This window comes from Pseudomonas sp. OA65 (assembly GCF_017498305.1).
GTDB lineage: Bacteria > Pseudomonadota > Gammaproteobacteria > Pseudomonadales > Pseudomonadaceae > Aquipseudomonas > Aquipseudomonas zanjanensis.
On sequence record NZ_JAGDEZ010000045.1, the window covers coordinates 1 to 23,710 of the forward strand.

Sequence of the window (23,710 nt, forward strand, 5' to 3'; positions counted from 1 at the left end):
TTTTGAAAGGAAAAGGGGAGAATAGATAGTTCGGGGGGGTCTGGGGGGCGGGGAAGTGTAAAAAAAAGAAGGACCCCCCCCCAAGGGGGGGGCCCCTCCCCGGGAGGCCGCACGGGGGGGGGGGGATCTTCCCCCGGGGGGGAGGCGAAGCGGCCCCAAAAGCGACGACGGCTGCGCAGTCGAGCGGGAGCAAGCTCCCTCGCCACGAAAGCAGTGTCCGCCGCTGCGGCATCAACCATTACTCCCACCGTAACGATCCGCCGCCGAGCTTGATTGATGCCCACGCCACAACACTCCTAAGGTGAGCTCCACGACAGCGAACCCGTGGAGTGGTCATGACAACAACAATATCCCCCGACTCGCGCTGGACGCGGCGGCGCAGCGAGAAGCAGCGGCGGCTCGGGCTGGTGAAGGGGCTGGCCGACGGTGTGGTGTTGCCCACCGACAAGATCGTCGCGGCGCTGGAGGCGTTGATCCTGCCCGGCGACCGAGTGGTGCTGGAAGGCAATAACCAGAAACAGGCGGATTTTCTTTCGCGCTCTCTGGCCAAGGCCGACCCGGGCACGCTGCATGACTTGCACATGATCATGCCCAGCGTCGGTCGTTCCGAGCACTTGGATTTGTTCGAACGCGGCATTGCCCGCAAGCTCGACTTCTCCTTCGCCGGCACCCAGAGCCTGCGCATCAGCCAGTTGCTCGAAGACGGCCTGCTGGAAATCGGCGCGATCCATACCTACATCGAACTCTATGCCCGGCTGGTGGTGGACCTGATCCCCAACGTCGTGCTCTCGGCCGGTTTCATGGCCGACCGTGCCGGCAATATCTACACCGGCCCCAGCACCGAAGACACGCCAGCGCTGATTGAGCCGGCGGCCTTCAGTGACGGCATCGTCATCGTTCAGGTCAATCAGTTGGTAGACGATGTCAGCGATTTGCCGCGAGTAGACATCCCAGCGTCCTGGGTGGATTTCGTGGTGGTGGCCGACAAGCCGTTCTACATCGAGCCGCTGTTCACCCGCGACCCGCGCCACATCAAGCCTGTGCATGTGCTGATGGCGATGATGGCGATCCGCGGGATCTACGAAAAACACAACGTCCAATCCCTCAATCACGGCATCGGTTTCAACACCGCTGCCATCGAATTGATCCTGCCCACCTACGGCGAATCCCTCGGCCTGAAGGGCAAGATCTGCCGCAACTGGACCCTCAATCCGCACCCGACCCTGATCCCCGCCATCGAAAGCGGCTGGGTCGAAAGTGTGCATTGCTTCGGCACCGAGTTGGGCATGGAAAATTACATCGCCGCCCGGCCCGACGTGTTCTTCACCGGCCACGACGGTTCGCTGCGCTCCAACCGCATGGTCTGCCAACTGGCGGGGCAGTACGCGGTGGACCTGTTCATCGGCGCCACCCTGCAAGTGGACGGCGACGGCCATTCCTCCACGGTGACCCGCGGTCGACTGGCCGGCTTCGGCGGTGCGCCGAACATGGGCCATGACCCGCGCGGTCGCCGTCACGGCACGCCGGCCTGGCTCGACATGCGCCACGGCGACGGCGATGCGCCGTTGCTCGAACGCGGCAAGAAACTGGTGGTGCAGATGGTCGAGACCTTCCAGGAGGGTGGTAAACCGACCTTTGTCGAGACCCTCGATGCGGTGGACGTGGCGAAGAAAGCCGGCATGCCCCTGGCGCCGATCATGATCTACGGCGACGACGTCACCCACCTGCTGACCGAAGAGGGCATCGCCTACCTGTACAAGGCCCGCTCCCTGGAAGAGCGCCAGGCGATGATCGCCGCCGTGGCCGGCGTCACTGCCATCGGTTTGCGCCATGACCCGAAAGACACCGCGCGCATGCGTCGCGAAGGGCTGATCGCCTTGCCCGAAGACCTCGGCATCCGTCGCACCGACGCCACCCGCGAGTTGCTCGCGGCCAAGAGCGTGGCCGATCTGGTGGAGTGGTCCGGTGGCCTCTACAACCCGCCCGCCAAGTTCAGGAGCTGGTAAATGCACGCCTTCAACCTGCAACCGAAAAAACTGTCCTTGGCCGAGCGCCTGGCGGATATGGCGGTGGATGCGCTGATCGACGAAGCCGACCTGTCACCTAAACCGGCCTTGGTGGACCGTCGCGGCAATGGCGCACACACCGACCTGCACCTGGGCCTGATGCACGCCTCGGCGCTGTCGCTGTGGCCGGCCTTCAAGGAAATGGCCGAGGCCGCCCTCGACTGCGGCGAGATCGGCTTGCCGTTGCGCGAAGCCCTCGGCCGGATCGGCCGAGAAGGTGAAACCGCGATGCTCGCTACCACAGGCGGGGTGAATACCCACCGTGGCGCGATCTGGGCCTTGGGCTTGCTCGTGGCGGCGGCGGCGCTGGAACCTGAATCCATCGCCGCTGGCGCCGTCACCCTGCGTGCCGCCCGCCTGGCGTTACTCAACGACCGTTATGCGCCCCAACCCTTGAGCCACGGCGCCCAGGTCGCCCTGCGCTACGGCGTGCGCGGCGCCCGGGAAGAAGCGCAACTGGCGTTCCCGGCGGTGACGGGTCTGGGCTTGCCGCAACTCAAGCGCAGCCGCGCGGCGGGGGTGGGCGAGCAGAACGCCCGGCTCGATGCCTTGCTGGCGATCATGACCACCCTGGCCGACACCTGCGTGCTCTACCGCGCCGGCGAAGCGGGCTTGCAAGCCATGCAACAGGGCGCCAAGGCGGTGCTCGATGCCGGCGGCAGTGCGAGCCTGGGCGGCCGCCGCCAATTGCATGCGCTGGACCAACAATTGATTGCCCTGAACGCCTCGCCCGGCGGCGCTGCCGACCTGCTCGCCGCCTGCCTGTTCCTCGATCGTATCGAGCGCGGCGATGGCTTCTTCCCAGGAGTGTGCTGATGGAAACCTTATCCTTTGAATTCCCCGCCGGCCAGCCGCCACGGGGCCGGGCGCTAGTGGGCTGTGTCGGCTCGGGCGACCTGGAAGTGCTGATCGAACCGGGGCTGGCGGGCAAATTGACCATCCAGGTGCAGACCTCGGTCAATGGCAGCGAGCAGCGCTGGCGGCATCTGTTTGCGCGGATGTTCGACGGTCAGACACCGGCCGCGATGAGCATCGACATCCATGATTTCGGCGCCACCCCCGGCGTGGTGCGCCTGCGCCTGGAACAAGGCTTCGAGGAGATCGGCCATGACTGACAGCGCAGCGTTGCTCAACAAGCACAGCTTCGTCGAACTCGGTGCCCGGCAACGGGCCAAGGCCTTGCTCGATGCCGGTACGTTCCGCGAATTGCTCGATCCGTTCCAACGGGTCATGTCACCGTGGCTGTTGCGCCAAGGCGTGGTGCCGCAAAGCGACGACGGCGTAGTGATCGTCAAGGGCATGCTCGATGGCCTGCCGGTGGTGATCGCCGCCATCGAAGGCGCGTTCCAGGGTGGCAGCCTCGGCGAAGTCGGCGGGGCGAAGATTGCCGGGGCGTTGGAGCTGGCGGCAGAAGACAACCGCAAAGGCATTCCGACTCGCGCCGTGTTGCTGTTGGAGACCGGCGGCGTGCGGTTGCAGGAGGCCAACCTCGGGCTCGCGGCGATTGCTGAGATTCATTCGGCGATCGTCGACCTGCGCCAATACCAACCGGTGGTCGGCGTGGTGGCCGGCAGCGTTGGCTGCTTTGGCGGCATGTCCATTGCCGCCGGGCTGTGCAGTTATCTGCTGGTGACTCAGGAAGCGCGGCTGGGCCTGAACGGCCCGCAAGTGATCGAACAGGAAGCCGGCCTCGACGAATACGACTCCCGTGACCGGCCCTTCATCTGGAGCCTGACCGGTGGCGAGCAGCGTTTCGCCACGGGATTGGTGGACCGTTATGCGGCTGACGATGTAACGCAGATCCGCCAACAGGTCAGCCAGTTGCTGCACTTGGGCGTACCCGAGCAACACCGCAGTGGCCAGGCCGAACTGTTCCTGCAGCGCTTGGCTCGCTTGGACACCGACGTGCAAATCGAGCCGGCAGCGGTTCGCCAGCTGTATCAGGGAGAACGCCCATGAGTGCTTATTCGTTGAGAGGCTTGCGCTGGTTCGAAGCCTTGGGTGGCGACGCCAAACCGCTGGAAGGCTTGCCGGCTTCGTTGAAAGTCGCTGACGTCAGGCTGGGCGAGCAAACCGTGCGTCTGCTGGCGGTGGTGGCTGATCCCGACAGTCGCTTTCCCCGTGCTCGCAATGGCGAAGTCGGGTTGCTGGAGGGCTGGGGTTTGGCCAAGGCGGTGGATGACGCCATCGACGCCGACCGCGATGCGGTCAACAAGCGTGCGCTGATCGCCATTGTCGACGTACCGAGCCAGGCCTATGGACGGCGCGAAGAAGCCCTAGGCATTCATCAGGCCTTGGCCGGTGCGGCGGACAGCTATGCCCGTGCGCGACTGGCCGGGCATCCGGTGATTGGCTTGCTAGTGGGCAAGGCGATGTCGGGGGCGTTCCTGGCCCACGGCTACCAGGCCAACCGGTTGATTGCCCTGCGCGACCCGGGCGTGATGGTCCACGCCATGGGCAAGGCTTCGGCGGCGCGGGTGACCTTGCGCAGTGTCGAGGAGCTTGAAGCGCTGGCTGCCAGCGTGCCGCCGATGGCCTATGACATCGACAGCTTTGCCAGCCTGGGCCTACTGTGGGAAACCTTGTCGGTGGAGCAGATCGAACAGCCTTCGGCGACTGATTTGGCCCGGGTCATCGATTGCCTGCAACAAGCGATCAACGATGTCGCCGCCGCGCCTCGCGACTTGAGCAGTCGTCTCGGTGCGCCCCACCGAGCGGCCTCCAGCACCGTTCGTCAATTGTTGAGAGCGCAGTGGTGAATAGGTACCTGGCCCATGACCTGCTCTGGGGGATGACCCCGGAGCAAGTGCCTGCGGGTGCGCCGGCATGGGTGGTCGAATCGATGGCCGCCGGTCAACCAGTGGTAGTTCGGCGCTCGCTGACGGCAGCGGATCAGATCGCGGTCGGCGTGCGTGGGCGCTTGCGCGAGCAGCGTTATGCAACGTCGATGGCGGTCGCGGCGGTTTCCCGTTGCGTCAGGCCGGAAGACCTTTGTCACGTCGAGTCGCCTCGCGACCTGCCGGCCTTTCAGGCGCTGGCCTGGCTGCGACCGTTGCTCGATGCCAGTGGCTTGGCCTGGGGCGTCAGCGGTAGCGCCGGGTTTGAACTCGCCACAGGCGTCGAGGCGCTGCATGAACGCAGCGACCTGGATCTGATTTTGCGCACGCCGCATCGTCTGGATCGTCTCCAGGCCAGGAATCTAATGGCGCAACTGGATGCTTCGGTATGCGCCGTGGACATGCAGTTGCAAACCCCTTGCGGCGCCGTAGCCTTGCGTGAGTGGGCGGGTTCGTCCCGTCGGGTCTTGCTCAAGGATGACGTTCAGGCCCGTCTGGTGAGTGATCCTTGGCAGCCTTCATGGGAGCAGGTCGCGTGAGCAGCCTCTTCGTTTTTCCCGGCCAGGGTGCGCAGCGCGTGGGCATGCTCCATGGGTTGGCGCCGCAGATCCTGGACGAGGCGGGGGACGTGCTCGGTGAAGACGTCTTGCGACTGGACACTGCCGAGGCCTTGCAGTCGACCCGCGCCGTGCAGCTGTGCCTGCTGATCGCCGGTGTGGCGGCGGCCCGTCGCTTGCTGGAACAGGCTCCCGCACCGGATTACGTGGCGGGACTGTCCATCGGCGCGTATCCGGCGGCGGTCGTGGCCGGGGCGCTGGCCTTCGAGGATGCGTTGCGGCTGGTCAGCCTGCGCGGCGAATTGATGCAGCAGGCCTACCCGCAAGGCTACGGCATGACCGCGATCATCGGCCTGGACCTCGCGGCAGTGGAAGCCTTGCTGGCCCAGGTGCACAGTGAAACAACGCCGGTCTACCTGGCCAATATCAACGCCGATAACCAGGTGGTCATTGCCGGGAGCAATGAAGCCATGGGCCTCGTTGCCGAAAAGTCCCGCAGCCAAGGCGCTGGCAAGGCCTGTCGATTGGCGGTGAGCGTGCCGTCCCATTGTCCGTTGCTGGAGGCTCCGGCGCGGACCTTGGCCGAGGCGTTTGCCGAGGTGCCGTTGAAAGCGCCAACCCTGGGCTATCTCAGCGGCAGCCGCGCCCGGCCAGTGATCAAGACCGAGTCCCTGCGCGACGATCTGGCCTTCAACATGTGCCGTGTCGTCGATTGGCGCGGCACGGTGCAAAGCGCCTACGAGCGAGGCGTGCGGTTGCAAATCGAACTACCGCCCGGTGCGGTGCTGACCGGGCTGGCGCGCCGGGTTTTCGAACAGGGCACGGTCATGGCTTTTGACGGTGCAAGGCTCGATACCCTGCAGGCGCTGTTGCGTGAGGAGGGTAGCCGCCAACCCTAGACCACCGACTCAAGCTGGCGAAGCACAAAAACAACAACTTCGACGATGCATTTTGAGGATGACGACAATGATTATTTACGGTGTGGCGTTCCTGGCCTTTTGTACCCTGGCGGGTATTTTCATCGGTGAGCTGCTGGGCAAGCTGATTGGCGTGCCGGCCAACGTCGGCGGCGTCGGCATTGCGATGCTGCTGTTGATCGGCCTGGGCAGTTACCTGAACAAACGCGGCCTGTTCACGGGCAAATCCGAGGCCGGCGTGGAATTCTGGAGTGCGGTCTACATCCCAATCGTGGTGGCGATGGCGGCCCAGCAAAACGTCTACGGTGCGCTCAAGGGCGGGCCGATGGCGATCCTGGCGGGAACCTTGGCGGTGGTGATTGCCTTTGCGATGGTGCCGGTGCTGGTGCGCATTGGCAATAAAGGGCCTCAGGCCGACGTTTCCGTGAAGACGGTCGGGTGATTGCCATGTACGAATCCATGATGAAAGTCATCACCGGCTACGGCCTGATCAGCGGTTTTGCCATTGTCGGCATCACCATGTGGGTGTCCTACTGGATCAGCAATACCTTCACCAAAGGCCGCCTGCACGGTTCGGCCATCGCCATCCTGCTGGGATTGGTACTCTCCTACATCGGCGGCGCAATGACCGGTGGGCAAAAGGGCGTGGTGGACCTTCCGCTGCTGTCCGGGATCGGCCTGCTGGGCGGCGCCATGCTGCGGGACTTCGCCATCGTCGCCACGGCGTTCGGCGTGAGTGTCGAAGAACTCAAGCGCGCCGGTTTCGTGGGGGTGCTGGCGTTGTTCGTCGGGGTCGGGACGTCGTTCATTGCCGGTGTCGGTGTGGCGATGGCCTTCGGTTATACCGATTCGGTGAGCCTGACCACCATCGGTGCGGGAGCGGTGACCTATATCGTCGGGCCGGTGACCGGGGCGGCGATTGGAGCTACTTCTGAGGTGATGGCGCTGTCCATTGCCGCCGGGCTGATCAAGGCGATCCTGGTGATGGTGGCGACGCCGTTCGTGGCGCCGTTGATTGGCCTCAATAATCCACGCAGCGCGGTGATCTTTGGCGGCTTGATGGGCACTTCCAGCGGCGTGGCCGGTGGGTTGGCGGCGACGGATCCGAAGCTGGTGCCTTATGGTTGCCTGACGGCGGCGTTCTATACGGCGCTGGGGTGCTTGCTTGGGCCTTCGTTGTTGTTTTTGATCATGCGCGGGTTGATGGGGTAGGGCTTTGAACTTGCGCTGAACGGGCTGTCCTCATCGCGAGCAGGCTCGCTCCCACAGGGGATTTGTGAACACCGATCCAATGTGGGAGCGAGCCTGCTCGCGAAGGGGGCGGCTCGGTTTCAAGCTTGCCGATTGGCATACATCCGGCACTCGGCCAATAGCGCCAGCAGGTTCGGATCGCGCTCCTTGGCCTTGAGGAACACCACGCCGATGTGTTGCTGCAACCGGTACTTTTCCTGCAACGGGATCAGCTTCACCCGGTTTTCATACACCGCCGCAATCCGGCCTGGCAGCAAGGCGTAGCCCACCCCGGAGCTGACCATGCTCAGCAGGGTGAAGATGTCGTTGACCTGCATCGCCACCTTCGGCTCGAACCCCGCCTGCTTGAACACCCGTACACCGTCCTGATGCGTGGCGAAGCCCTGGGTCAGGGTGATGAACGTTTCGTCGCGGACCTCGGCCAGGTCGACTTCACTGCGTTGGGCGAAGGGCGAGTCGGCCGGCGTGGCGAGGAAGATGTCATCGGAAAACAGCGCGATCTGCTCGCAATCCGGGTCGTTGACGCTGTCGTCCAGGGACACCAGGATCGCATCGACTTCCATGTTCTTGAGCTTGTACAGCAGGTCGATGTTGGAGCCCATGATCAGGTCGATATTGAGTTCGCTGCGGCGGATCTTCAGGCCCATGATCAACTGCGGCACGGTCTTGACCGTCAGCGAATACAGCGAGCCTAGCTTGAAGCGCTCGGCGGAGAAGCCGGCGGCCTCGCGGGTCAGGCGCACACTGTCGACCACGTCCTGGATCAGCTTCTGCGCCCGTTCCTCCAGCACATAGGCGCTTTCCAACGGCGTGAGGTTGCGGCCTTCGTGCTTGAACAGCGGGCAGCGCAAGGCGCTCTCCAGCGAGTGAATGGCCCGGTGCACGCTGACGTTGCTGGTCTGCAACTCGGCCGCCGCCCGCGCCAGGTTGCCGGTGCGCATGAAGGCCAGGAACACCTCGAGTTTCTTCAGGGTCAATTCTTCGTCGATCAGCATGGGGGCGGACTCTTATTCGTATGGCTCGATTGTGCCCGATGTCTTCCTGGCGACGTGATTTATGTGGCTGGAGAGCCTTTGTGGCGAGGGAGCTTGCTCCCGCTGGGTGGCGAAGCCGCCCCAAGAATCTTGTGAGCGCTGCGCACTGGAGCGCCAGCCCGGTCAAGCGGGAGCAAGCTCCCTCGCCACAAATCATCTTTTGCCACAGGTTCTGTGTGCGATGCAGAGAGCAAACCATTGCACTTTGACGCGCCAGGCCTGAGCCTTGGCCCCTGTTTCTAAATGCGAGGTGGTATTGGATGTATCACGGGGAACGACTCAACGCCTGGACGCACCTGGTGGGGGCGGTGGCGGCTTTTATCGGCGCGGTATGGTTGCTGGTGATCGCCGGGATGGCCGGCGATCCGTGGAAGATCGTCAGCGTGGCGATCTATGGATTCACCTTGCTGGTGCTGTATAGCGCTTCGACGGTCTATCACAGCGTGCGCGGGCGCAAAAAAGAAATCATGCAGAAGGTCGATCACTTTTCGATCTACCTGTTGATTGCCGGCAGCTACACTCCGTTCTGCCTGGTGACCCTGCGTGGGCCCTGGGGCTGGACATTGTTCGGGATCGTCTGGGGGCTGGCCGTGATTGGTATCTTGCAGGAAATCGAGCCGCGTTCCGAAGCACGGATCCTGTCAATCGTGATCTACGCCGTGATGGGCTGGATCGTGCTGGTGGCGGTCAAGCCCCTGCTGGCGGCCCTGGGCAGCACAGGGTTCGCCTGGTTGGCCTCGGGCGGCGTGTTGTACACCGTCGGCATTATCTTTTTTGCCCTCGACCACCGGTTGCGCCACGCCCATGGCATCTGGCACCTGTTTGTCATGGCGGGCAGTTTGCTGCACTTCGTGGCGATTCTGTTCTACGTGCTTTGAGCAGCGGCGAACAGGCGATCCAGTTGTGCCTGGGCCTGGCTGGCAAAGATCTCCAGCAACGCGCCGAGGGTATGCACCGGCGCCTCGTTGGCCCGGGTCACGGCGTACAGGGAAATCGGCAGTGGGGGCGACAGCGGCCGAATGGCGGTGCGAGTGCTCGAAGCGCCGAGCGCGGTGAACGGGTCGATCACCGCCAGCCCAGCACCGGACTCGACCATGGCCCGGGCCAGTGAATAGGTTTGTACGGCGATGCTGATGCGCGGCGGCGGTTCCACGGCCTTGAGATAGCTGTCCAGCTTGGCGGAAAGCGGGTCGGCACTGGACAGGCCGATCAACGGTGCGCCGGCCAAGGCCTGCAACGGCATCGGCTGGCCCACCTGCGCTTCGGGCCAATGACCGCTCGGCGCCAGGGCGACCAATACGCCGCTGGCCAGGGCCTGGGCCTTGAGTCCTGGATGATCGGGCGGTTGCAGGGTCAGGGCCACATCGATTTCGCGCATCAGCAGGTTTTGCGTCAGTTCGCGGCTGTGGGCGCTGGACAACTCGCAGACGATGTCCGGGTAGCGTCGGGTCCATTGATGAATGGCCGCCGGCAATAGCGACAAGGCCAGGGCCGGTGTCGCGCCGATCCGCAAGCTGTGGCCCGGCTCGCGCCGCAGGCTCTGGGCGAGGCGGCGCACACCTTGCAGGCTCTCGCTGACCTTGTCGACTTCGCGCTCCAGCTCCAGCGCTTCGGGGGTGGCCTGCAACTTGCCGCGCACTCGCAGGAACAAGGCAAAGCCCAATTGCTGCTCGGCATGCTGCAGCACTTTGGTCACCGCCGGTTGCGAAACGTGCAGCAGTTGGGCCGCACCGCTGATGGAGCCGGTCTGGCGGATGGCCTGGAAAATCTCGATATGGCGAAGGCGCATGGCAAGCCCATAACCTTTGTTTATAGGGGCCCCATCTTTATTCATTGTTCGCGGCCTGTCACCTGGCCCTAACCTGAAGCCATTCAAAACAGATGTGAGACGGACATGGCTCAGCGGGTTTGCATCATCGGCGGTGGCGTGGTGGGGCTGGCGACGGCTTATGCGCTGGTGCGCGATGGCATCGACGTGACGGTGGTGGAGGCCCGGGAGACCTTGGGCAGTGAAACCAGTTTCGCCAACGGTGGCCAGCTGTCCTATCGCTATGTCGCCCCGCTGGCGGATGCCGGCGTGCCCTGGCAGGCCCTGGGCTGGATGCTGCGCGGTGACTCGCCGCTCAAGCTGCGGCCACGCCTGGACCCGGCGCAGTGGCGCTGGATGGCTGCGTTCATTGGCGCGTGCCGGACTTCGGTCAATCGGCGCAACGGCGCCCACCTGTTGCGCCTGGCGCTGTTGAGCCAGGCGACCTTGCAGGGCTGGCGCGAGCAGGACCACCTGGACGGCTTCGAGTGGCGGCGCAACGGCAAGCTGGTGACGTTTCGCGACGCGGGGCATTTCCAACGAGCGCGGCGGGGGTTGGCGGACGGCACCTTTCAACAGGTACTTGGCCCCGGCGAGTGCGCAAACCTGGAACCGGCCCTGGCCGGCGTGCCCTACGTAGGCGGGATTTATACGCCGGATGAGGAAGTCGCCGATTGCCATGCCTTCTGCCAGCAATTGGCGATGCGTCTGCGGGCGTCGGGGCGCTGCGAGTTTCTGTTGGGGCAGCCGGTCAGCACCATCGAACACGCCAATGGCGCGGTGCAGGCCATCGTGCTGAACGGGCAGCGGCTGCCGGTGGAGCACCTGGTGATCGCTGCCGGACACCGCAGCGCCGCGCTCGCCTTGCCCGGCGTGCGGATGCCGCTGTATCCGCTCAAGGGCTACAGCTTGACCGTGCCCATTGGTCCCGAGCATCAGGCGCCGGAGTTGAGCATCACCGACTACGACCGCAAGGTTGTCTATGCGCGGATCGGCGAACAATTGCGAATCGCGGCGATGGTCGACATCGTCGGCTTCGACCCGACGCCGGACCCCAAGCGCCTGGCCTTGATCAAGCGCCAGGCCCTGGAAACTTTTCCCCAGGCTGGGGATTATTCCCGTGCTATCGAATGGGCCGGCATGCGCCCGGCCACCCCCAGCGGCGTGCCGCTGATCGGTGCCACCGGCTACCGTAACCTGTGGCTCAACCTGGGCCATGGGGCCTTGGGTTTTACCCTGGCGTGTGGCAGTGCTCGCGTGCTCAGCGAGCTGATCCGCCAGCACACACCTTCCATCGACTTGCAGGGCCTGACGCCCCGCGCCGGCTGACTTACCCAACGGAGAATAACAATGCAAAAAATCACGTTGATCGGCTGCACCCTGAGCCTGCTATTGAGCGCCGCGGCTTTTGCCAATGAGGCGCCAACGGCGGGCACGCTGGGCAAGATCGCTAGCAGCAAGACCATCACCCTGGGCTATCGCGACGCCTCGGTGCCGTTTTCCTATGTCGCGGATAACAGCGGCAAACCGATGGGTTATTCGGTGGAACTGGCGGGCAAGATCGTCGAGCGCATCAAGCAGCAACTGGCGTTACCGCAACTGAATGTGAAGTACAACCTGGTTACCTCCCAGACCCGCATTCCACTGGTGCAGAACGGCACCGTGGACCTGGAGTGTGGCTCCACCGGGGTGACGGCCGAGCGGCAGAAGCAAGTGGCGTTTTCCTATGGTTTTATCTACGTGAAGGGCCAGTTGCTTACGGCCAGGGATAGCGGCATTCGCAGTTTCGCCGACCTGCGCGGCAAGAACGTGGTGACCACCGCCGGCACCACCAATGAACGGTTCCTGAAAAGCTACAACCAGGACAACAAGGCCGACATGTTCATCATCAGCGCTAAGGACCACGGCGAGTCCTTCCAGATGCTCGAGACCGGCCGGGCGGCGGCGTTCTACATGGACGATGCGCTGCTCTACGGCGAACGGGCCAAGGCCCGCGACCCGCACAAGTGGGTGGTGGTGGGGCAGGAGCAATCGCGGGAGATCTACAGCTGCATGGTGCGCAAGGACGACCCGCAATTCCTGGCATTGGTCAACGCGACCCTGGCCGATTTGTACAAGTCGGGGGAGATCAACGAGATCTACGACCGCTGGTTCCAGAAACCGATTCCACCCAAAGGCCTGAACCTGGAATTTCCGATGACCAGCGAGTTGAAGGCGATCATTGCCAAGCCGACGAGTGAGCCGGTGCAGTAAGTGTCATGCACCGCTGAGCCCTTGTGGGAGCGGGCTTGCTCGCGAAGGCGGTGTGTCAGTCAAGATTGATGCTGGCTGACACACCGCCTTCGCGAGCAAGCCCGCTCCCACATTAATTGGCATCTTCAATGGGGGCGGAGCCTTAGAAATCCCCCCACAACTGCTGCGCCACCGCCAACGCCACTACCGGCGCGGTTTCGGTACGCAGCACGCGTGGGCCGAGGCGGGCAGCGTGGTAGCCGGCGGACTTGGCCTGCTCGACCTCGGCATCCGACAAGCCGCCCTCGGGGCCGATCAGGAAGGCCAGTGTGGACGGTTTGTCATGGCTGACCAGCGGCTCGGCCACCGGGTGCAGTACCAGTTTCAGTTCGGCCTCGGCCTGCTTCAACCAGTCCGCCAGCAACAGCGGCGGGTGGATCACCGGCACGGTCGAGCGTCCGCACTGTTCGCAGGCGCTGATCGCCACCTGGCGCCAGTGCAGCAAGCGTTTGTCGGCGCGCTCGTCCTTGAGGCGCACTTCGCAGCGCTCGCTGAAAATCGGTGTGATCTCGCTGACCCCCAATTCCGTGGCCTTCTGGATCGCCCAGTCCATGCGCTCGCCCCGGGACAGGCCCTGGCCGAGGTGAATACGCAGCGACGATTCAGGTTGTCCGGCGAACTGTTCGTCCAGTTGCACCCGCACGCGTTTCTTGCCGACTTCGGCCAGGGTGCCGCGAAACTCCTGGCCGGAACCGTCGAACACCTGCACCGCATCGCCCTCGGCCATGCGCAGCACTCGGCCTATGTAGTGGGCCTGGGCTTCAGGCAGTTCGTGGTCGCCGAGGCCCAGGGGGGCGTCGATGAAGAAGCGGGACAGTCTCATGTTTTGTTCTCTATTGAATCTGAATTCGACATTGCTGCGAGGGAGCTTTTGTGGCGAGGGAGCTTGCTCCCGCTCGATTGCGCAGCAATCGCCAAGAGGGGCCGCTTCGCCCGAAGCGTCGGACCGGCCCAGCGGGAGCAAGCTCCCTCGCCACAGAGAAATTTGTCGTCAGCCCGGATCGCGATAACCCGGGTGAAAGTCCTTCGGCACCGCCACGCTGACCTTGTCCCGGGTGGCGATGTCGATGCCTTCGCTGGCCACTTCGGCGAGGAAGTCGATCTGCTCGGGGGTGATGACATACGGCGGCAGGAAATACACCACGCTGCCCAGCGGTCGCAACAATGCACCGCGCTCCAGGGCATGCTGGAACACGGCCAGGCCGCGGCGTTCCTGCCATGGATAAGCGGTCTTGCTGGCCTTGTCCTTGACCATCTCGATGGCCAGCACCATGCCGGTCTGGCGCACCTCGGCGACGTTCGGATGGTCGGCCAGGTGGGCGGTCGCGCTGGCCATGCGTTGGGCCAGGGCTCGGTTGTTTTCGATGACGTTGTCTTCTTCGAAGATATCCAGCGTCGCCAGGGCCGCCGCGCAGGCCAGCGGGTTGCCCGTGTAGCTGTGGGAATGCAGGAAGGCGCGCAAGGTCGGGTAGTCGTCGTAGAACGCGCTGTAGACCTCGTCGGTGGTCACGCACGCCGCCAGCGGCAGGTAACCGCCGGTCAGGGCCTTGGACAGGCAGAGGAAATCCGGGGTGATGCCGGCTTGCTCACAGGCGAACATCGTCCCGGTGCGGCCGAAGCCGACGGCGATTTCGTCGTGGATCAGGTGCACGCCGTAGCGGTCGCAGGCCTCGCGCAGCAGTTTCAGGTACACCGGGTGGTACATGCGCATGCCGCCGGCGCCCTGGATCAGCGGCTCGACGATCACCGCCGCCACCGTGTCGTGGTGCTCGGCCAGGGTCTGCTCCATGGCGGCGAACATATTCCGCGAATGCTCCTCCCAACCCATGCCTTCGGGGCGGTGGTAGCAGTCGGGGCTCGGCACCTTGATCGTGTCCAGCAGCAACGCCTTGTAGGTTTCCGTGAACAACGGCACGTCGCCCACCGACATCGCCGCGATGGTTTCGCCGTGGTAACTGTTGCTCAGGGTGACGAAGCGCTTCTTGTCCGGCTGGCCGCGATTGATCCAGTAGTGGAAGCTCATCTTCATCGCTACTTCGATGCAGGACGAGCCGTTATCGGCGTAGAAGCACCGGGTCAGGCCTTCGGGCGTCATTTTTACCAAGCGCTCGGACAGCTCGATCACCGGCTGGTGGCTGAAACCGGCAAGGATCACATGCTCCAGTTGATCGACCTGGTCCTTGATGCGCTGGTTGATGCGCGGGTTGGCGTGGCCGAACACGTTGACCCACCAGGAACTGACGGCATCGAGGTAGCGCTTGCCTTCGAAATCTTCCAGCCACACGCCTTCACCGCGCTTGATGGGGATCAGGGGCAGCTGTTCGTGGTCTTTCATCTGGGTGCAGGGATGCCACAGCACCGCGAGGTCACGTTGCATCCACTGGTTATTCAGGCCCATGTACAGTCTCCTCGAGGCGGCTCGCGGCGGGCGCGGGCAAAACAATCGCGCAAGCCTATGCAATGGCGACCGTGGGGACAACCCATTGTGTCATTCCAGCTACTTTGAGCGAGGCGATAGACGTCGCTGGCGGCGTTTTGATGGCTGACGTATTCTTCGCCGTTCCCTGGGCCGACTGGCTCGAAAAACCGCGAGCCGACTGGCTCGAAAGCTGAAAATTTCCTAGGTTTTAATCCGGAGTTCGTTGAATGTCTGCTGGTTGGCTGCGCGCCTGTGCGCTGGTGGTGATAGGGCTGTTCAGCGTTTCGGCGCTGGCCAAGGACAAGCAACCGACGGCCATCGTCATCGGCGGCGGCCTGGCGGGACTGACGGCTGCCTATGAGCTGCAGAACAAGGGCTGGGCCGTGACCCTGCTGGAAGCCAAGCCGAGCCTGGGCGGTCGCTCGGGCATGGCCACCAGCGAGTGGATCGGCAACGAGAAGACGCAGCCGGTGCTGAACAAGTACGTCTCCACCTTCAAGCTGAGCACCACGCCGGCCCCGGAATTCGTGCGGACCCCCAGCTACCTGATCGACGGTACGTATTTCACCGCCGCGGACCTGGCGACCAAACAACCAGCTACCGCCGAAGCCCTCAAGCGCTACGAAACCACCCTGGACGACCTGGCACGCTCCATCGATGACCCGCAGAACCCAGCGGCCACCAACACCTTGCATGCGCTGGACCAGATCACCGTGTCCAACTGGCTCGACCGTTTGCAACTACCGGCCACGGCCCGTCAGTTGGTGAACCAGGAAATTCGCACCCGGTACGACGAGCCTTCGCGCCTGTCGCTGCTGTATTTCGCCCAGCAGAACCGTGTCTATCGCGGCGTGTCCGACCGCGACCGGCGGGCCTCGCGCCTGCTCGGTGGCAGTCCGGTCCTGGCCCAGGCGTTCGTCAAGCAACTGAAAACCATCAAGACCAGCTCGCCCGTGTCGGCCATCTCCCAGGACAAGGACGGCGTGACCGTCAAGGTCGGCAGCGTGGGCTACCAGGCTGACTACGTGGTGCTGGCGGTGCCATTGCGGGCGCTGAACAAGATCCAGTTGACCCCGGCCCTGGACGCCCAGCATCAAGGCGCGATCAAAGGCACCAACTACGGCTGGCGCGACCAGATCATGCTCAAGTTCAAGACCCCGGTCTGGGACAGCAAGGCGCGCATGTCGGGCGAGATCTACAGCAACGCCGGCCTGGGCATGATGTGGATCGAGCCGGCCATGAAGGGCGGTGCCAACGTGGTCATCAACCTCTCCGGCGACAATGCCCGGGTAATGCAGGCCTTCGGCGACAAGCAGATGGTCGATCAGGTGCTGATCCGCCTGCACGCATTTTATCCACAGGCCCGTGGCGCGTTCACCGGTTATGAGATCCGCCGCTACAGCACTGACCCGTCCATGGGCGGCGCCTACCTGGCTTTTGGCCCCGGTCAGATCAGCAAGTACTGGCGCCTGTGGGAAAAGCCGTTGCAGCGCGTAGCCTTTGCCGGTGAACACACCGACACCTTGTACCCAGGCACCCTGGAAGGCGCGTTGCGCAGCGGCGAGCGGGCAGCCAGCCAGGTTCAAGACCTGGCGGCCGGCAAGTCGTTCGAACCGGCCAAGGTGGCACCGGTTGCCGCAGCGGCGGCCGGTGCGGTGGCGGCGAAGAAGCGCAACTTCTTCAGCAACCTGTTTGGCGGTTCGGATGACGACAAGAAGCCGGAGCCGGTAAAGGCGCCAGAGCCGGTAGCCCCGCCGCCAGCGCCAACGCCCGCGCCCGCCCCGGCACCGGCCCCGGTGGAACCTCCCGCGCCGGCCCCGGCGAAGGTTGAGCCAGCCAAGAAAGCAACGACCAAACCTGCGGCGAAAAAACCGGCTGCCAAGGCTCCAGTTAAAAAAGCCCCGGCCAAGGCTCCGGTGAAAAAGGCCGAGCCGGTGAAGAAGCCAGCCGTCAAACCGGCGACAGCTACTGAGACCAAGGCTCAGTAACGGTCAGGTGGAAAGAGCGCGGCACAAAGGCCGAATGCTGTTCACTTAAGGCAGCCGACAAACCCGTGGCGAGGGAGCTTGCTCCCGCTGGGTCGCGAAGCGTCCCTGTTTTGGGGCTGCTGCGCAGCCCAGCGGGAGCAAGCTCCCTCGCCACGGCACGCTGACGTCCTACACGCCTCGACGATATATCGGAAACTTCCCACCCTTTAACCGGAAGCAGGCGATAGAGCGGGCCAAGCCATGAATCTAGGCTCTCCTAAACACAGGAGCGCGCGTATGAAAATATTCATGACAATGGTCGTATTGGTTTCGATGTATGGGTGTGTGTATGGCGAATGCCGGGATCCTCTGATGATTCCGGTGATTCCCAAACGAGACCCTCAGTTGGCTTACAAGTGCACGTTTGACCCATACAAGCCTGAATGCTCGGTAAACTAATAACTTACAATTTTTACCTCGTAAAGCTGGGGTGAATATGAAATTGATAGCGGCTTTAATGCTGTTGGCAGTATTCGGTGTCAGTGGTTGCACTGCTGATGGCCATATGGTGCTGAAAAAGCACGATCCTCAATTAACTTATAGATGCGACATGGATCCTTACAGGTCTGAATGCGTCAATAGGTGAGCAGACTCCCTACCACGCGATTGCAAGGCATCAGATGCTGCCGCCACGCGGGCTTTGGTAGGACCAAGCCTGCTCACGATTACGCCTTCCAGCCCAGCTGAATGCCCGGCTCCCGCTCGCCATTACGTAGCGCATTCGCTTTAATCTTTCCTTAACCCACCCCCTCCAGACTGATGATCGTATTTCTCGATATTTCAAAGCGAAATTTTCCGCTTTAAATCGATAGATAACTCGCTAGTCTTGATCGCAGTTTTTACAGGATATGAGCAATGCAGCTTCGCAACTCTTCTTCTCGCTATGGCTGGGTCAGTATCGCTGTGCACTGGGGCGTAGCCCTGGCGGTCTATGGGTTGTTCGCCCTGGGCCTGTGGATGGTCGGCCTGGACTACTACAGCACCTGGCGCAAAGACGCGCCGGACCTGCACAAGAGCATCGGCCTGGTGCTGCTGGCGGTCATGCTGCTGCGGGTGATCTGGCGTTTTGTCAGCCCGCCGCCACCGACCCTGGAAACCTACGGACGCCTGACCCGCGTCGGCGCCAAGCTTGGCCATAGTGCACTGTATCTCGGGTTGTTCGCCGTGATGATTGCCGGTTACCTGATTTCCACCGCAGACGGTGTCGGGATTCCGGTGTTTGGCTTGTTTGAAGTACCCGCGCTGGTGTCCGGACTGCCCGATCAGGCAGACGTCGCCGGCCAGATCCACTTTTACCTGGCATGGGCGTTGGTAATTTTTTCCGGCCTTCATGCGTTGGCAGCATTGAAACACCACTTTATCGACCGTGACGCGACTCTCAAGCGAATGCTGGGGCGCGAAGCCTGATGTTCAACCTCGACTCCAAAGGAATAGAAAGCATGTTGAAAAAGACGCTCGCCGCCCTGGCAATCGGTTCTGCCCTGCTGTCCGCCGGCCAGGCCATGGCTGCCGACTACGTGGTCGACAAGGAAGGCCAGCACGCCTTCGTCGACTTCAAGATCAGCCACCTGGGCTATAGCTACATCACCGGTACCTTCAAGGACATCGACGGCAAGTTCAGCTTCGACGCCGCCAAGCCTGAAGCCAGCAAGATCGAGTTCAACGTCAACACCGCCAGCGTATTCACCAACCACGCTGAACGCGACAAGCACATCGCCAGCGCTGACTTCTTGAATGCCAGCAAATTCGGCAAGGCCACGTTCGTGTCCACCAGCGTCAAGTCCACCGGCGAAAACACCGCCGATGTGACCGGTGACCTGACCCTGCTGGGCGTGACCAAGCCGGTCGTGGTCAAGGCGACTTTCCTGGGCGAAGGTAAGGACCCGTGGGGCGGCTACCGTGCCGGCTTCGAAGGCACCACTACCATCAAGCGTTCTGACTTCGGCAAGCAGAAAGACCTGGGTCCAAAATCCGACGCGGTCGAACTGTACGTCTCGTTCGAAGGTGTCAAAGCGAAGTAACTTTCGCGCCTGACAAAAAAACGCCCCTGGTCTTGCGATCAGGGGCGTTTTTTGTTGCCACATGTAATCTGACAAACAGCGCAGGATCCTTTGTGGGAGCGGGCTTGCTCGCGAATGCGGTGGGTCAGTCGATAAAGTATTGCCTGATAGACCGCATTCGCGAGCAAGCCCGCTTGTGTCTTGCATCGCGATTAGACTGAGGGTGAGAGCGGTGGGTGGCAAGCTGAACGCCCGGAGTGCTTAAAGCACGTGTGGGAGCCCATGCTGCCACTCACCTCTCCACTCTGGTCATTGAGCCCGAACAGTTGAACGAGCCCACCTCGAACAGTTACAAGCGTGGGCCAAGCCAGAGCGCTCTCATCTTGAGTGTAAGAGGGTTTGGCTATGTTTTCCTATCCAGCAGGTATTGATGTTTCCAAAGACAGCCTTCAGGTTCAGGTTGATCTGTTAGATGTCGGGGTGAGTTGCCCTAACGCCGAGGGTGATTTTCCTGGATTAATTAGTTGGCTGTTGCTCCATCAGGTCGGTCGCGTGTTGCTGGAAGCCACAGGCGGTTACGAACGAAACGTCATGAAAGCGCTTCAGGCAGCAGGGTTTGAGGTTATTCGGATCAACCCTTGCCGAGCCAAGAGCTTTGCCAAAGCAATGGGACAACAGGCTAAAACCGACCCCATAGATGCGCGCCTCCTGGCGCAATTTGCAGCGGTTATCAAATCTGCCAACAGCCGGATCACAAGTGTCGAACAGGACGACTTGCGCGCACTGGTCCAGCAACGGGAAAACTTTGTTCAGCAGAGAGATGACGACAAGCGCAGGCTTAAGACTGCGTCGTCTGAGGCAGTCAAACCCGCGTTGCAGAGTCATATCGACTATCTGTGTGAAGCCGTTAAGTTGATAGAAAAATTGATCCGTCAAAGCGCTGAAAGCCTGGACCGTGAAAAAGTTACTTGTTTGCGTTCGGTCAAGGGGATCGGTTTGGTTACGGCGGCCAGTGTAATGGCCTATCTTCCTGAGCTCGGCGAGGTTGGTCGGCGTCAAATCGCTGCATTGGCAGGCATCGCCCCCTACAACGACGATAGCGGCACGCACAAAGGCAAACGCTACATCAGCGGAGGTAGGTTCGCCGCTAGGCGCGCTTTGTACATGGCCTGCTGGTCTGTGATCAGGTATCAGCCTGACTTCAATGCCCGGTATAAGGCGCTACGCGAGAAAGGTAAATGCGCCAAGGTTGCGCTCATCGCATGTATGCGGGTCTTGTTGGTACGACTAAACGCAATGATCCGGGATGGTTCTGAGTGGAAGGGCCTCGTCGCCTAAATTGCGATCACGGAGATCCCCTCAGATTTTGCATGGCCTGGAGCTGTGGGAGTCTTGCTGTCCCTGGAAACGATGGCTAAATAAACCATCCAAGACAGTTGCTCCCACATTTGGAAATGTGTTGGGCCAAAAAAATGCCCCGGGTCGCGAGACCTGGGGCATTTTTACAGCTTGGGAAAACTCAGCGATTGCGTGTCAGCAAGGCCGGCTTTTCGCCCCGTGGACGGCTGGGCAGTTGATCCAGCTGTTCAGGCGTCGGGAAACGATCGGCTTTCGATTCCTTGTGCATGATCTTCGGCTGGCTGCTGCGCGGGTTCTGCACGGCGGGTTCCTGACGAGGCTGATCGTCACGGGCAGGACGGCGCGGGCGAGTGTCGTCGCGACGGGCCTGGCCGTCACGCGGGGCACCGTTGCGTGGGCCGTTGCGCTTGGCCGGTGGCGTGCCGGTGGACGAGCCGTTGCTGTTGCGCGGACCGTTCTGGCGACCTTGTGGCTGGCCGGTGCGCGGAGCACCTGCACCTGCGCCCTGTGCCGGGGCGCCTGGGCGGCGACCGCGGCCTTGGGCCGGTTTCTGCTGCGGCACGTAGTCGACGCGATTACCGAAGTTATCGACATCGTCATCCAGGAACTCGTCCGGAGCACGATCGGCTGCGGCGCGCGGTGCCGGGCGCTGCTGTTCACGGGCCGGGGTGCCTTCACGGGGCTTTTGCTCGCGGGCAGGGCGTTCGCCGCGGCCATTGCTGTTGCTGGCCGATTTTTCCTTGCCCTTGTCCTTGCCTTTGTCTTTGCGACCGCCGCCGCCACCGCCACCATTCGGGCCGTCGCCGCGCGGGCCACGGGCGTTGCGCGGATTGCGCACGTCCGGACGTTCGCGCACTTCAGGCTTTTCGGCCTCGATAGTGCTGGCATCGAAGCCCATCAGGTCGCCGTCGGCGATTTTCTGCTTGGTCATGCGCTCGATGCTTTTGAGCAGCTTTTCTTCGTCCGGCGCGACCAGGGAAATCGCCTCGCCGGAACGACCGGCCCGGCCGGTACGGCCGATACGGTGCACGTAATCTTCATCGACGTTCGGCAGCTCGAAGTTGACCACGTGGGGCAACTGGTCGATGTCCAGGCCACGGGCCGCGATGTCGGTGGCCACGAGGATGCGCACTTCGCCGGCCTTGAAATCGGCCAGGGCTTTGGTGCGAGCGTTCTGGCTCTTGTTGCCATGGATCGCCACGGCCGGCAGGCCATGTTTGTCCAGGTACTCGGCCAGGCGGTTGGCGCCGTGCTTGGTGCGGGTGAAGACCAGGACCTGTTCCCAGGCGCCGGCGGTAATCAGGTGCGCCAGCAGGGCACGCTTGTGGCTGGCCGCCAGGCGGAACACGCGCTGCTCGATCCGCTCGACCGTGGTGTTCGGCGGCGTGACTTCGATGCGCTCCGGGTTGTGCAGCAGCTTGCCGGCCAGGTCGGTGATGTCCTTGGAGAACGTCGCCGAAAACAGCAGGTTCTGGCGCTTGGCAGGCAGGCGGGCGAGGACTTTCTTCACGTCATGGACAAAGCCCATGTCGAGCATGCGGTCGGCTTCGTCCAGTACGAGGATTTCGACGTGGGACAAATCGACGCTGCCCTGGCCGGCCAGGTCGAGCAGGCGACCGGGGCAGGCCACCAGAACATCGACGCCACGGGACATGGCCTGGACCTGGGGGTTCATGCCAACGCCGCCAAAAATGCAGGCGCTGACGAACTTCAGGTCGCGAGCGTAGATCTTGAAGCTCTCGTGTACCTGGGCCGCCAGTTCGCGGGTGGGGGTCAGGACCAGCACGCGCGGTTGGCGCGGGCCATGACGCTGGGATTTGTCTGGGTGACCGTTAGGAAACAACCTCTCCAGGATCGGAAGGGCGAAACCGCCGGTTTTGCCAGTACCTGTCTGCGCCGCGACCATCAGGTCGCGACCTTGCAACACGGCGGGAATGGCCCGCTGTTGCACCGGGGTAGGCTGGGTATAGCCGGCGGCTTCGATGGCGCCGACTAAAGCCTCGGAGAGACCGAGGGAAGCAAAGGACATGAGTAATCCTGTTTTAGTGAGGGCCTGGCCCAATGGGATAGTCTTGCCGGGCGCGAATGACGTTCAACAAAAAGACGTCATCCCGTCCGGTCCTGCCGGGCCTCAAGGGCGGGTCCGGACAAGGCTCGCGCGGGCTGTTTGGCTGCGCTGTAGCGGTGTCGGGATGCCTTTTGCAAGACCGGGCGTCCGGGCGTGAGCCTGGCGGGAAGGCCGGAGTATAACAGAGCAAACGCCGCGCGCCGCTTTCCTGCTGCTCAACGGTTTATTTCAGCACTGAACCGGCTGGGTGAGTGGCCTTCGCCAGGGGGGCGGCGCCGTAGCGGGCGCTCAGTTCAGCATAGGCCGGTTCGCGCTTGAAACGCTTGAGTTCGGCACCGAAGCGTTGCACCAACAAATCCATGCCGGCGTTGCGCCGCACCGCCAGGTATTGGCTTTGACGGCTCACTACCATCGGGTTTTCGGTGATCTGGTCGCCCAGTTGCATTTGTTCGAGCACATGCCGACCGACCCTGCGGTCGGTGATGAGCAGGTCGATCCGGCCCAGTTGCAACTTGCCGAAATTGGCTTCGTGGGTGGGCGCCGCTTCACGTCTGAACAGGGGTGACTCACTGAAGGCCTGGCTGTACAGGTAGCCAGGCGAGGTGCCAACCGTCAGGCCTGCCAGGTCATCGAGTGTGCGAAATGGGTGGGGCCGGGCGTTGGCGTAGAACATCACGAATTCCACGTCCGATAGCGGTTCGCTGGGATAAAGCAGCGTCGCATCGCGTTCATTGCTGTGGAAAATGTCCAGCGCGCCGTCCGCCAATCCCTGTTCGAGCATCGCCAGGCAACGCTTCCAGGGCAGGAACTGCCATTCCACGTCGATGCCCAGGCGCTTGAACACAATGGCCGTGGTTTCGAAGTCCAGGCCGAGCATCTTGCCGTTCTCTTCGTAGACATACGGGGCCCAGGGCTCGGTGACAATGCGCAGCTTCTCGGCCTGGGCGGTCAGGCTCAGGCACAAGAGAAGAAAGGCGGTCAGCAGCTGGACAATGACGGACATGCCCTGAGGTTACGACGAGAGCTCATCAAATAGCTAGAGCGCTCTGGCCCGCGCCCCTAGTAGCAATCAGCGA

22 protein-coding genes are annotated in these 23,710 nt (G+C 62.6%); 16 read left to right on the forward strand and 6 right to left on the reverse strand.

Translation table 11 applies throughout. The annotated features are described in order from the left end of the window. The first annotated feature begins 335 nt into the window (after positions 1-335). The 9 genes from mdcA (at position 336) to madM (ending at position 7,589) form a co-directional block, all read left to right on the forward strand. Positions 336-2,006, forward strand: a complete 1,671-nt coding sequence (gene mdcA / locus J3361_RS25235; protein ID WP_207966830.1) for a malonate decarboxylase subunit alpha — start codon at positions 336-338, stop codon at positions 2,004-2,006. Continuing rightward, the gene (locus tag J3361_RS25240) at positions 2,007-2,882 is read left to right on the forward strand and encodes a triphosphoribosyl-dephospho-CoA synthase (protein ID WP_207966831.1); all 876 of its coding nucleotides are present in this window, start codon (positions 2,007-2,009) and stop codon (positions 2,880-2,882) included. Continuing rightward, positions 2,882-3,181 (forward strand): malonate decarboxylase subunit delta, encoded by a 300-nt coding sequence (locus J3361_RS25245; protein ID WP_207966832.1) that lies wholly within the window; start codon positions 2,882-2,884, stop codon positions 3,179-3,181. The genes J3361_RS25240 and J3361_RS25245 overlap by 1 nt, the downstream gene beginning before the upstream one ends. Next, positions 3,174-4,025: a biotin-independent malonate decarboxylase subunit beta gene (locus tag J3361_RS25250; RefSeq protein ID WP_207966833.1), complete on the forward strand. Its 852-nt coding sequence runs from the start codon at positions 3,174-3,176 to the stop codon at positions 4,023-4,025. The genes J3361_RS25245 and J3361_RS25250 overlap by 8 nt, the downstream gene beginning before the upstream one ends. Beyond that, complete coding sequence (gene mdcE, locus J3361_RS25255) at positions 4,022-4,825, forward strand: biotin-independent malonate decarboxylase subunit gamma (protein WP_207966834.1); 804 nt, start codon at positions 4,022-4,024, stop codon at positions 4,823-4,825. Before J3361_RS25250 ends, mdcE begins: the two co-directional genes overlap by 4 nt. Beyond that, positions 4,819-5,442, forward strand: coding sequence for a malonate decarboxylase holo-ACP synthase (locus tag J3361_RS25260; RefSeq protein WP_207966835.1), 624 nt, complete (start codon positions 4,819-4,821; stop codon positions 5,440-5,442). The genes mdcE and J3361_RS25260 overlap by 7 nt, the downstream gene beginning before the upstream one ends. Continuing rightward, on the forward strand, positions 5,439-6,359 hold the full coding sequence (mdcH, locus tag J3361_RS25265) for a malonate decarboxylase subunit epsilon (protein WP_207966836.1): 921 nt from the start codon (positions 5,439-5,441) through the stop codon (positions 6,357-6,359). Before J3361_RS25260 ends, mdcH begins: the two co-directional genes overlap by 4 nt. A 67-nt stretch (positions 6,360-6,426) precedes the next feature. Beyond that, positions 6,427-6,819: a malonate transporter subunit MadL gene (gene madL, locus J3361_RS25270; RefSeq protein ID WP_207966837.1), complete on the forward strand. Its 393-nt coding sequence runs from the start codon at positions 6,427-6,429 to the stop codon at positions 6,817-6,819. 5 nt (positions 6,820-6,824) lie between these two features. Next, on the forward strand, positions 6,825-7,589 hold the full coding sequence (gene madM / locus J3361_RS25275; protein ID WP_207966838.1) for a malonate transporter subunit MadM: 765 nt from the start codon (positions 6,825-6,827) through the stop codon (positions 7,587-7,589). Positions 7,590-7,708: 119 nt separating this feature from the next. Here madM and J3361_RS25280 read toward each other — a convergent pair whose 3' ends face one another. Then, the gene (locus tag J3361_RS25280) at positions 7,709-8,623 is read right to left on the reverse strand and encodes a LysR substrate-binding domain-containing protein (RefSeq protein ID WP_186707073.1); all 915 of its coding nucleotides are present in this window, start codon (positions 8,621-8,623) and stop codon (positions 7,709-7,711) included. Between the two features lie 299 nt (positions 8,624-8,922). Between J3361_RS25280 and J3361_RS25285 the strand changes: the two genes are divergently transcribed. After that, positions 8,923-9,540 (forward strand): hemolysin III family protein, encoded by a 618-nt coding sequence (locus J3361_RS25285; RefSeq protein ID WP_207966839.1) that lies wholly within the window; start codon positions 8,923-8,925, stop codon positions 9,538-9,540. Here the strand turns inward: J3361_RS25285 and J3361_RS25290 are convergent. Then, positions 9,528-10,451, reverse strand: coding sequence for a LysR substrate-binding domain-containing protein (locus J3361_RS25290; RefSeq protein WP_207966840.1), 924 nt, complete (start codon positions 10,449-10,451; stop codon positions 9,528-9,530). The two genes, J3361_RS25285 and J3361_RS25290, sit on opposite strands and share 13 nt — an antisense overlap. A 105-nt stretch (positions 10,452-10,556) precedes the next feature. Between J3361_RS25290 and J3361_RS25295 the strand changes: the two genes are divergently transcribed. Continuing rightward, a complete protein-coding gene (locus J3361_RS25295) occupies positions 10,557-11,798 on the forward strand; it encodes a D-amino acid dehydrogenase (protein WP_207966841.1) in 1,242 nt (413 codons plus the stop codon). Positions 11,799-11,819: 21 nt separating this feature from the next. After that, entirely contained in the window at positions 11,820-12,722 is a 903-nt protein-coding gene (locus J3361_RS25300) for a transporter substrate-binding domain-containing protein (protein ID WP_207966842.1), read from the forward strand. Positions 12,723-12,864: 142 nt separating this feature from the next. Here the strand turns inward: J3361_RS25300 and J3361_RS25305 are convergent, their stop codons facing one another. Together J3361_RS25305 and J3361_RS25310 are read right to left on the reverse strand one after the other, a co-directional pair. Then, the gene (locus J3361_RS25305) at positions 12,865-13,584 is read right to left on the reverse strand and encodes a 16S rRNA (uracil(1498)-N(3))-methyltransferase (RefSeq protein ID WP_207966843.1); all 720 of its coding nucleotides are present in this window, start codon (positions 13,582-13,584) and stop codon (positions 12,865-12,867) included. A 168-nt stretch (positions 13,585-13,752) separates the two neighbouring features. Continuing rightward, the gene (locus J3361_RS25310; RefSeq protein WP_207966844.1) at positions 13,753-15,159 is read right to left on the reverse strand and encodes an adenosylmethionine--8-amino-7-oxononanoate transaminase; all 1,407 of its coding nucleotides are present in this window, start codon (positions 15,157-15,159) and stop codon (positions 13,753-13,755) included. 248 nt (positions 15,160-15,407) lie between these two features. Between J3361_RS25310 and J3361_RS25315 the strand changes: the two genes are divergently transcribed. The 4 genes from J3361_RS25315 to J3361_RS25330 all read left to right on the forward strand — a co-directional run bounded on the left by J3361_RS25315 (position 15,408) and on the right by J3361_RS25330 (position 20,545). Next, positions 15,408-17,168, forward strand: coding sequence for a flavin monoamine oxidase family protein (locus tag J3361_RS25315; protein WP_207966845.1), 1,761 nt, complete (start codon positions 15,408-15,410; stop codon positions 17,166-17,168). Positions 17,169-18,062: 894 nt separating this feature from the next. After that, entirely contained in the window at positions 18,063-18,614 is a 552-nt protein-coding gene (locus tag J3361_RS25320; protein WP_207966846.1) for a cytochrome b, read from the forward strand. A 32-nt stretch (positions 18,615-18,646) separates the two neighbouring features. Beyond that, positions 18,647-19,228, forward strand: a complete 582-nt coding sequence (locus J3361_RS25325) for a YceI family protein (protein ID WP_207966847.1) — start codon at positions 18,647-18,649, stop codon at positions 19,226-19,228. A 384-nt stretch (positions 19,229-19,612) separates the two neighbouring features. Continuing rightward, positions 19,613-20,545, forward strand: a complete 933-nt coding sequence (locus J3361_RS25330) for a transposase (RefSeq protein ID WP_207966848.1) — start codon at positions 19,613-19,615, stop codon at positions 20,543-20,545. A gap of 181 nt (positions 20,546-20,726) precedes the next feature. On the opposite strand, the gene J3361_RS25335 is transcribed toward J3361_RS25330, so the two are convergent. Further along, positions 20,727-22,595, reverse strand: a complete 1,869-nt coding sequence (locus tag J3361_RS25335) for a DEAD/DEAH box helicase (RefSeq protein ID WP_207966849.1) — start codon at positions 22,593-22,595, stop codon at positions 20,727-20,729. A 262-nt stretch (positions 22,596-22,857) separates the two neighbouring features. Continuing rightward, positions 22,858-23,637 (reverse strand): transporter substrate-binding domain-containing protein, encoded by a 780-nt coding sequence (locus tag J3361_RS25340; protein ID WP_207966850.1) that lies wholly within the window; start codon positions 23,635-23,637, stop codon positions 22,858-22,860. Between the last annotated feature and the right edge of the window lie 73 nt (positions 23,638-23,710).

What these genes read in the sequence shown, in the direction of transcription:
- mdcE (WP_207966834.1), top strand. Translation starts at nt 4,022, where the DNA reads ATGAGTGCTTATTCGTTGAGAGGCTTGCGCTGGTTCGAAGCCTTGGGT.
- J3361_RS25305 (WP_207966843.1), bottom strand. Translation starts at nt 13,584, where the DNA reads ATGAGACTGTCCCGCTTCTTCATCGACGCCCCCCTGGGCCTCGGCGAC.
- mdcA (WP_207966830.1), top strand. Translation starts at nt 336, where the DNA reads ATGACAACAACAATATCCCCCGACTCGCGCTGGACGCGGCGGCGCAGC.
- J3361_RS25245 (WP_207966832.1), top strand. Translation starts at nt 2,882, where the DNA reads ATGGAAACCTTATCCTTTGAATTCCCCGCCGGCCAGCCGCCACGGGGC.
- madM (WP_207966838.1), top strand. Translation starts at nt 6,825, where the DNA reads ATGTACGAATCCATGATGAAAGTCATCACCGGCTACGGCCTGATCAGC.
- J3361_RS25280 (WP_186707073.1), bottom strand. Translation starts at nt 8,623, where the DNA reads ATGCTGATCGACGAAGAATTGACCCTGAAGAAACTCGAGGTGTTCCTG.
- madL (WP_207966837.1), top strand. Translation starts at nt 6,427, where the DNA reads ATGATTATTTACGGTGTGGCGTTCCTGGCCTTTTGTACCCTGGCGGGT.
- J3361_RS25340 (WP_207966850.1), bottom strand. Translation starts at nt 23,637, where the DNA reads ATGTCCGTCATTGTCCAGCTGCTGACCGCCTTTCTTCTCTTGTGCCTG.
- J3361_RS25320 (WP_207966846.1), top strand. Translation starts at nt 18,063, where the DNA reads ATGCAGCTTCGCAACTCTTCTTCTCGCTATGGCTGGGTCAGTATCGCT.
- J3361_RS25335 (WP_207966849.1), bottom strand. Translation starts at nt 22,595, where the DNA reads ATGTCCTTTGCTTCCCTCGGTCTCTCCGAGGCTTTAGTCGGCGCCATC.
- J3361_RS25330 (WP_207966848.1), top strand. Translation starts at nt 19,613, where the DNA reads ATGTTTTCCTATCCAGCAGGTATTGATGTTTCCAAAGACAGCCTTCAG.
- J3361_RS25240 (WP_207966831.1), top strand. Translation starts at nt 2,007, where the DNA reads ATGCACGCCTTCAACCTGCAACCGAAAAAACTGTCCTTGGCCGAGCGC.
- J3361_RS25295 (WP_207966841.1), top strand. Translation starts at nt 10,557, where the DNA reads ATGGCTCAGCGGGTTTGCATCATCGGCGGTGGCGTGGTGGGGCTGGCG.
- J3361_RS25300 (WP_207966842.1), top strand. Translation starts at nt 11,820, where the DNA reads ATGCAAAAAATCACGTTGATCGGCTGCACCCTGAGCCTGCTATTGAGC.
- J3361_RS25285 (WP_207966839.1), top strand. Translation starts at nt 8,923, where the DNA reads ATGTATCACGGGGAACGACTCAACGCCTGGACGCACCTGGTGGGGGCG.
- J3361_RS25290 (WP_207966840.1), bottom strand. Translation starts at nt 10,451, where the DNA reads ATGCGCCTTCGCCATATCGAGATTTTCCAGGCCATCCGCCAGACCGGC.
- J3361_RS25310 (WP_207966844.1), bottom strand. Translation starts at nt 15,159, where the DNA reads ATGGGCCTGAATAACCAGTGGATGCAACGTGACCTCGCGGTGCTGTGG.
- J3361_RS25315 (WP_207966845.1), top strand. Translation starts at nt 15,408, where the DNA reads ATGTCTGCTGGTTGGCTGCGCGCCTGTGCGCTGGTGGTGATAGGGCTG.
- J3361_RS25325 (WP_207966847.1), top strand. Translation starts at nt 18,647, where the DNA reads ATGTTGAAAAAGACGCTCGCCGCCCTGGCAATCGGTTCTGCCCTGCTG.
- J3361_RS25250 (WP_207966833.1), top strand. Translation starts at nt 3,174, where the DNA reads ATGACTGACAGCGCAGCGTTGCTCAACAAGCACAGCTTCGTCGAACTC.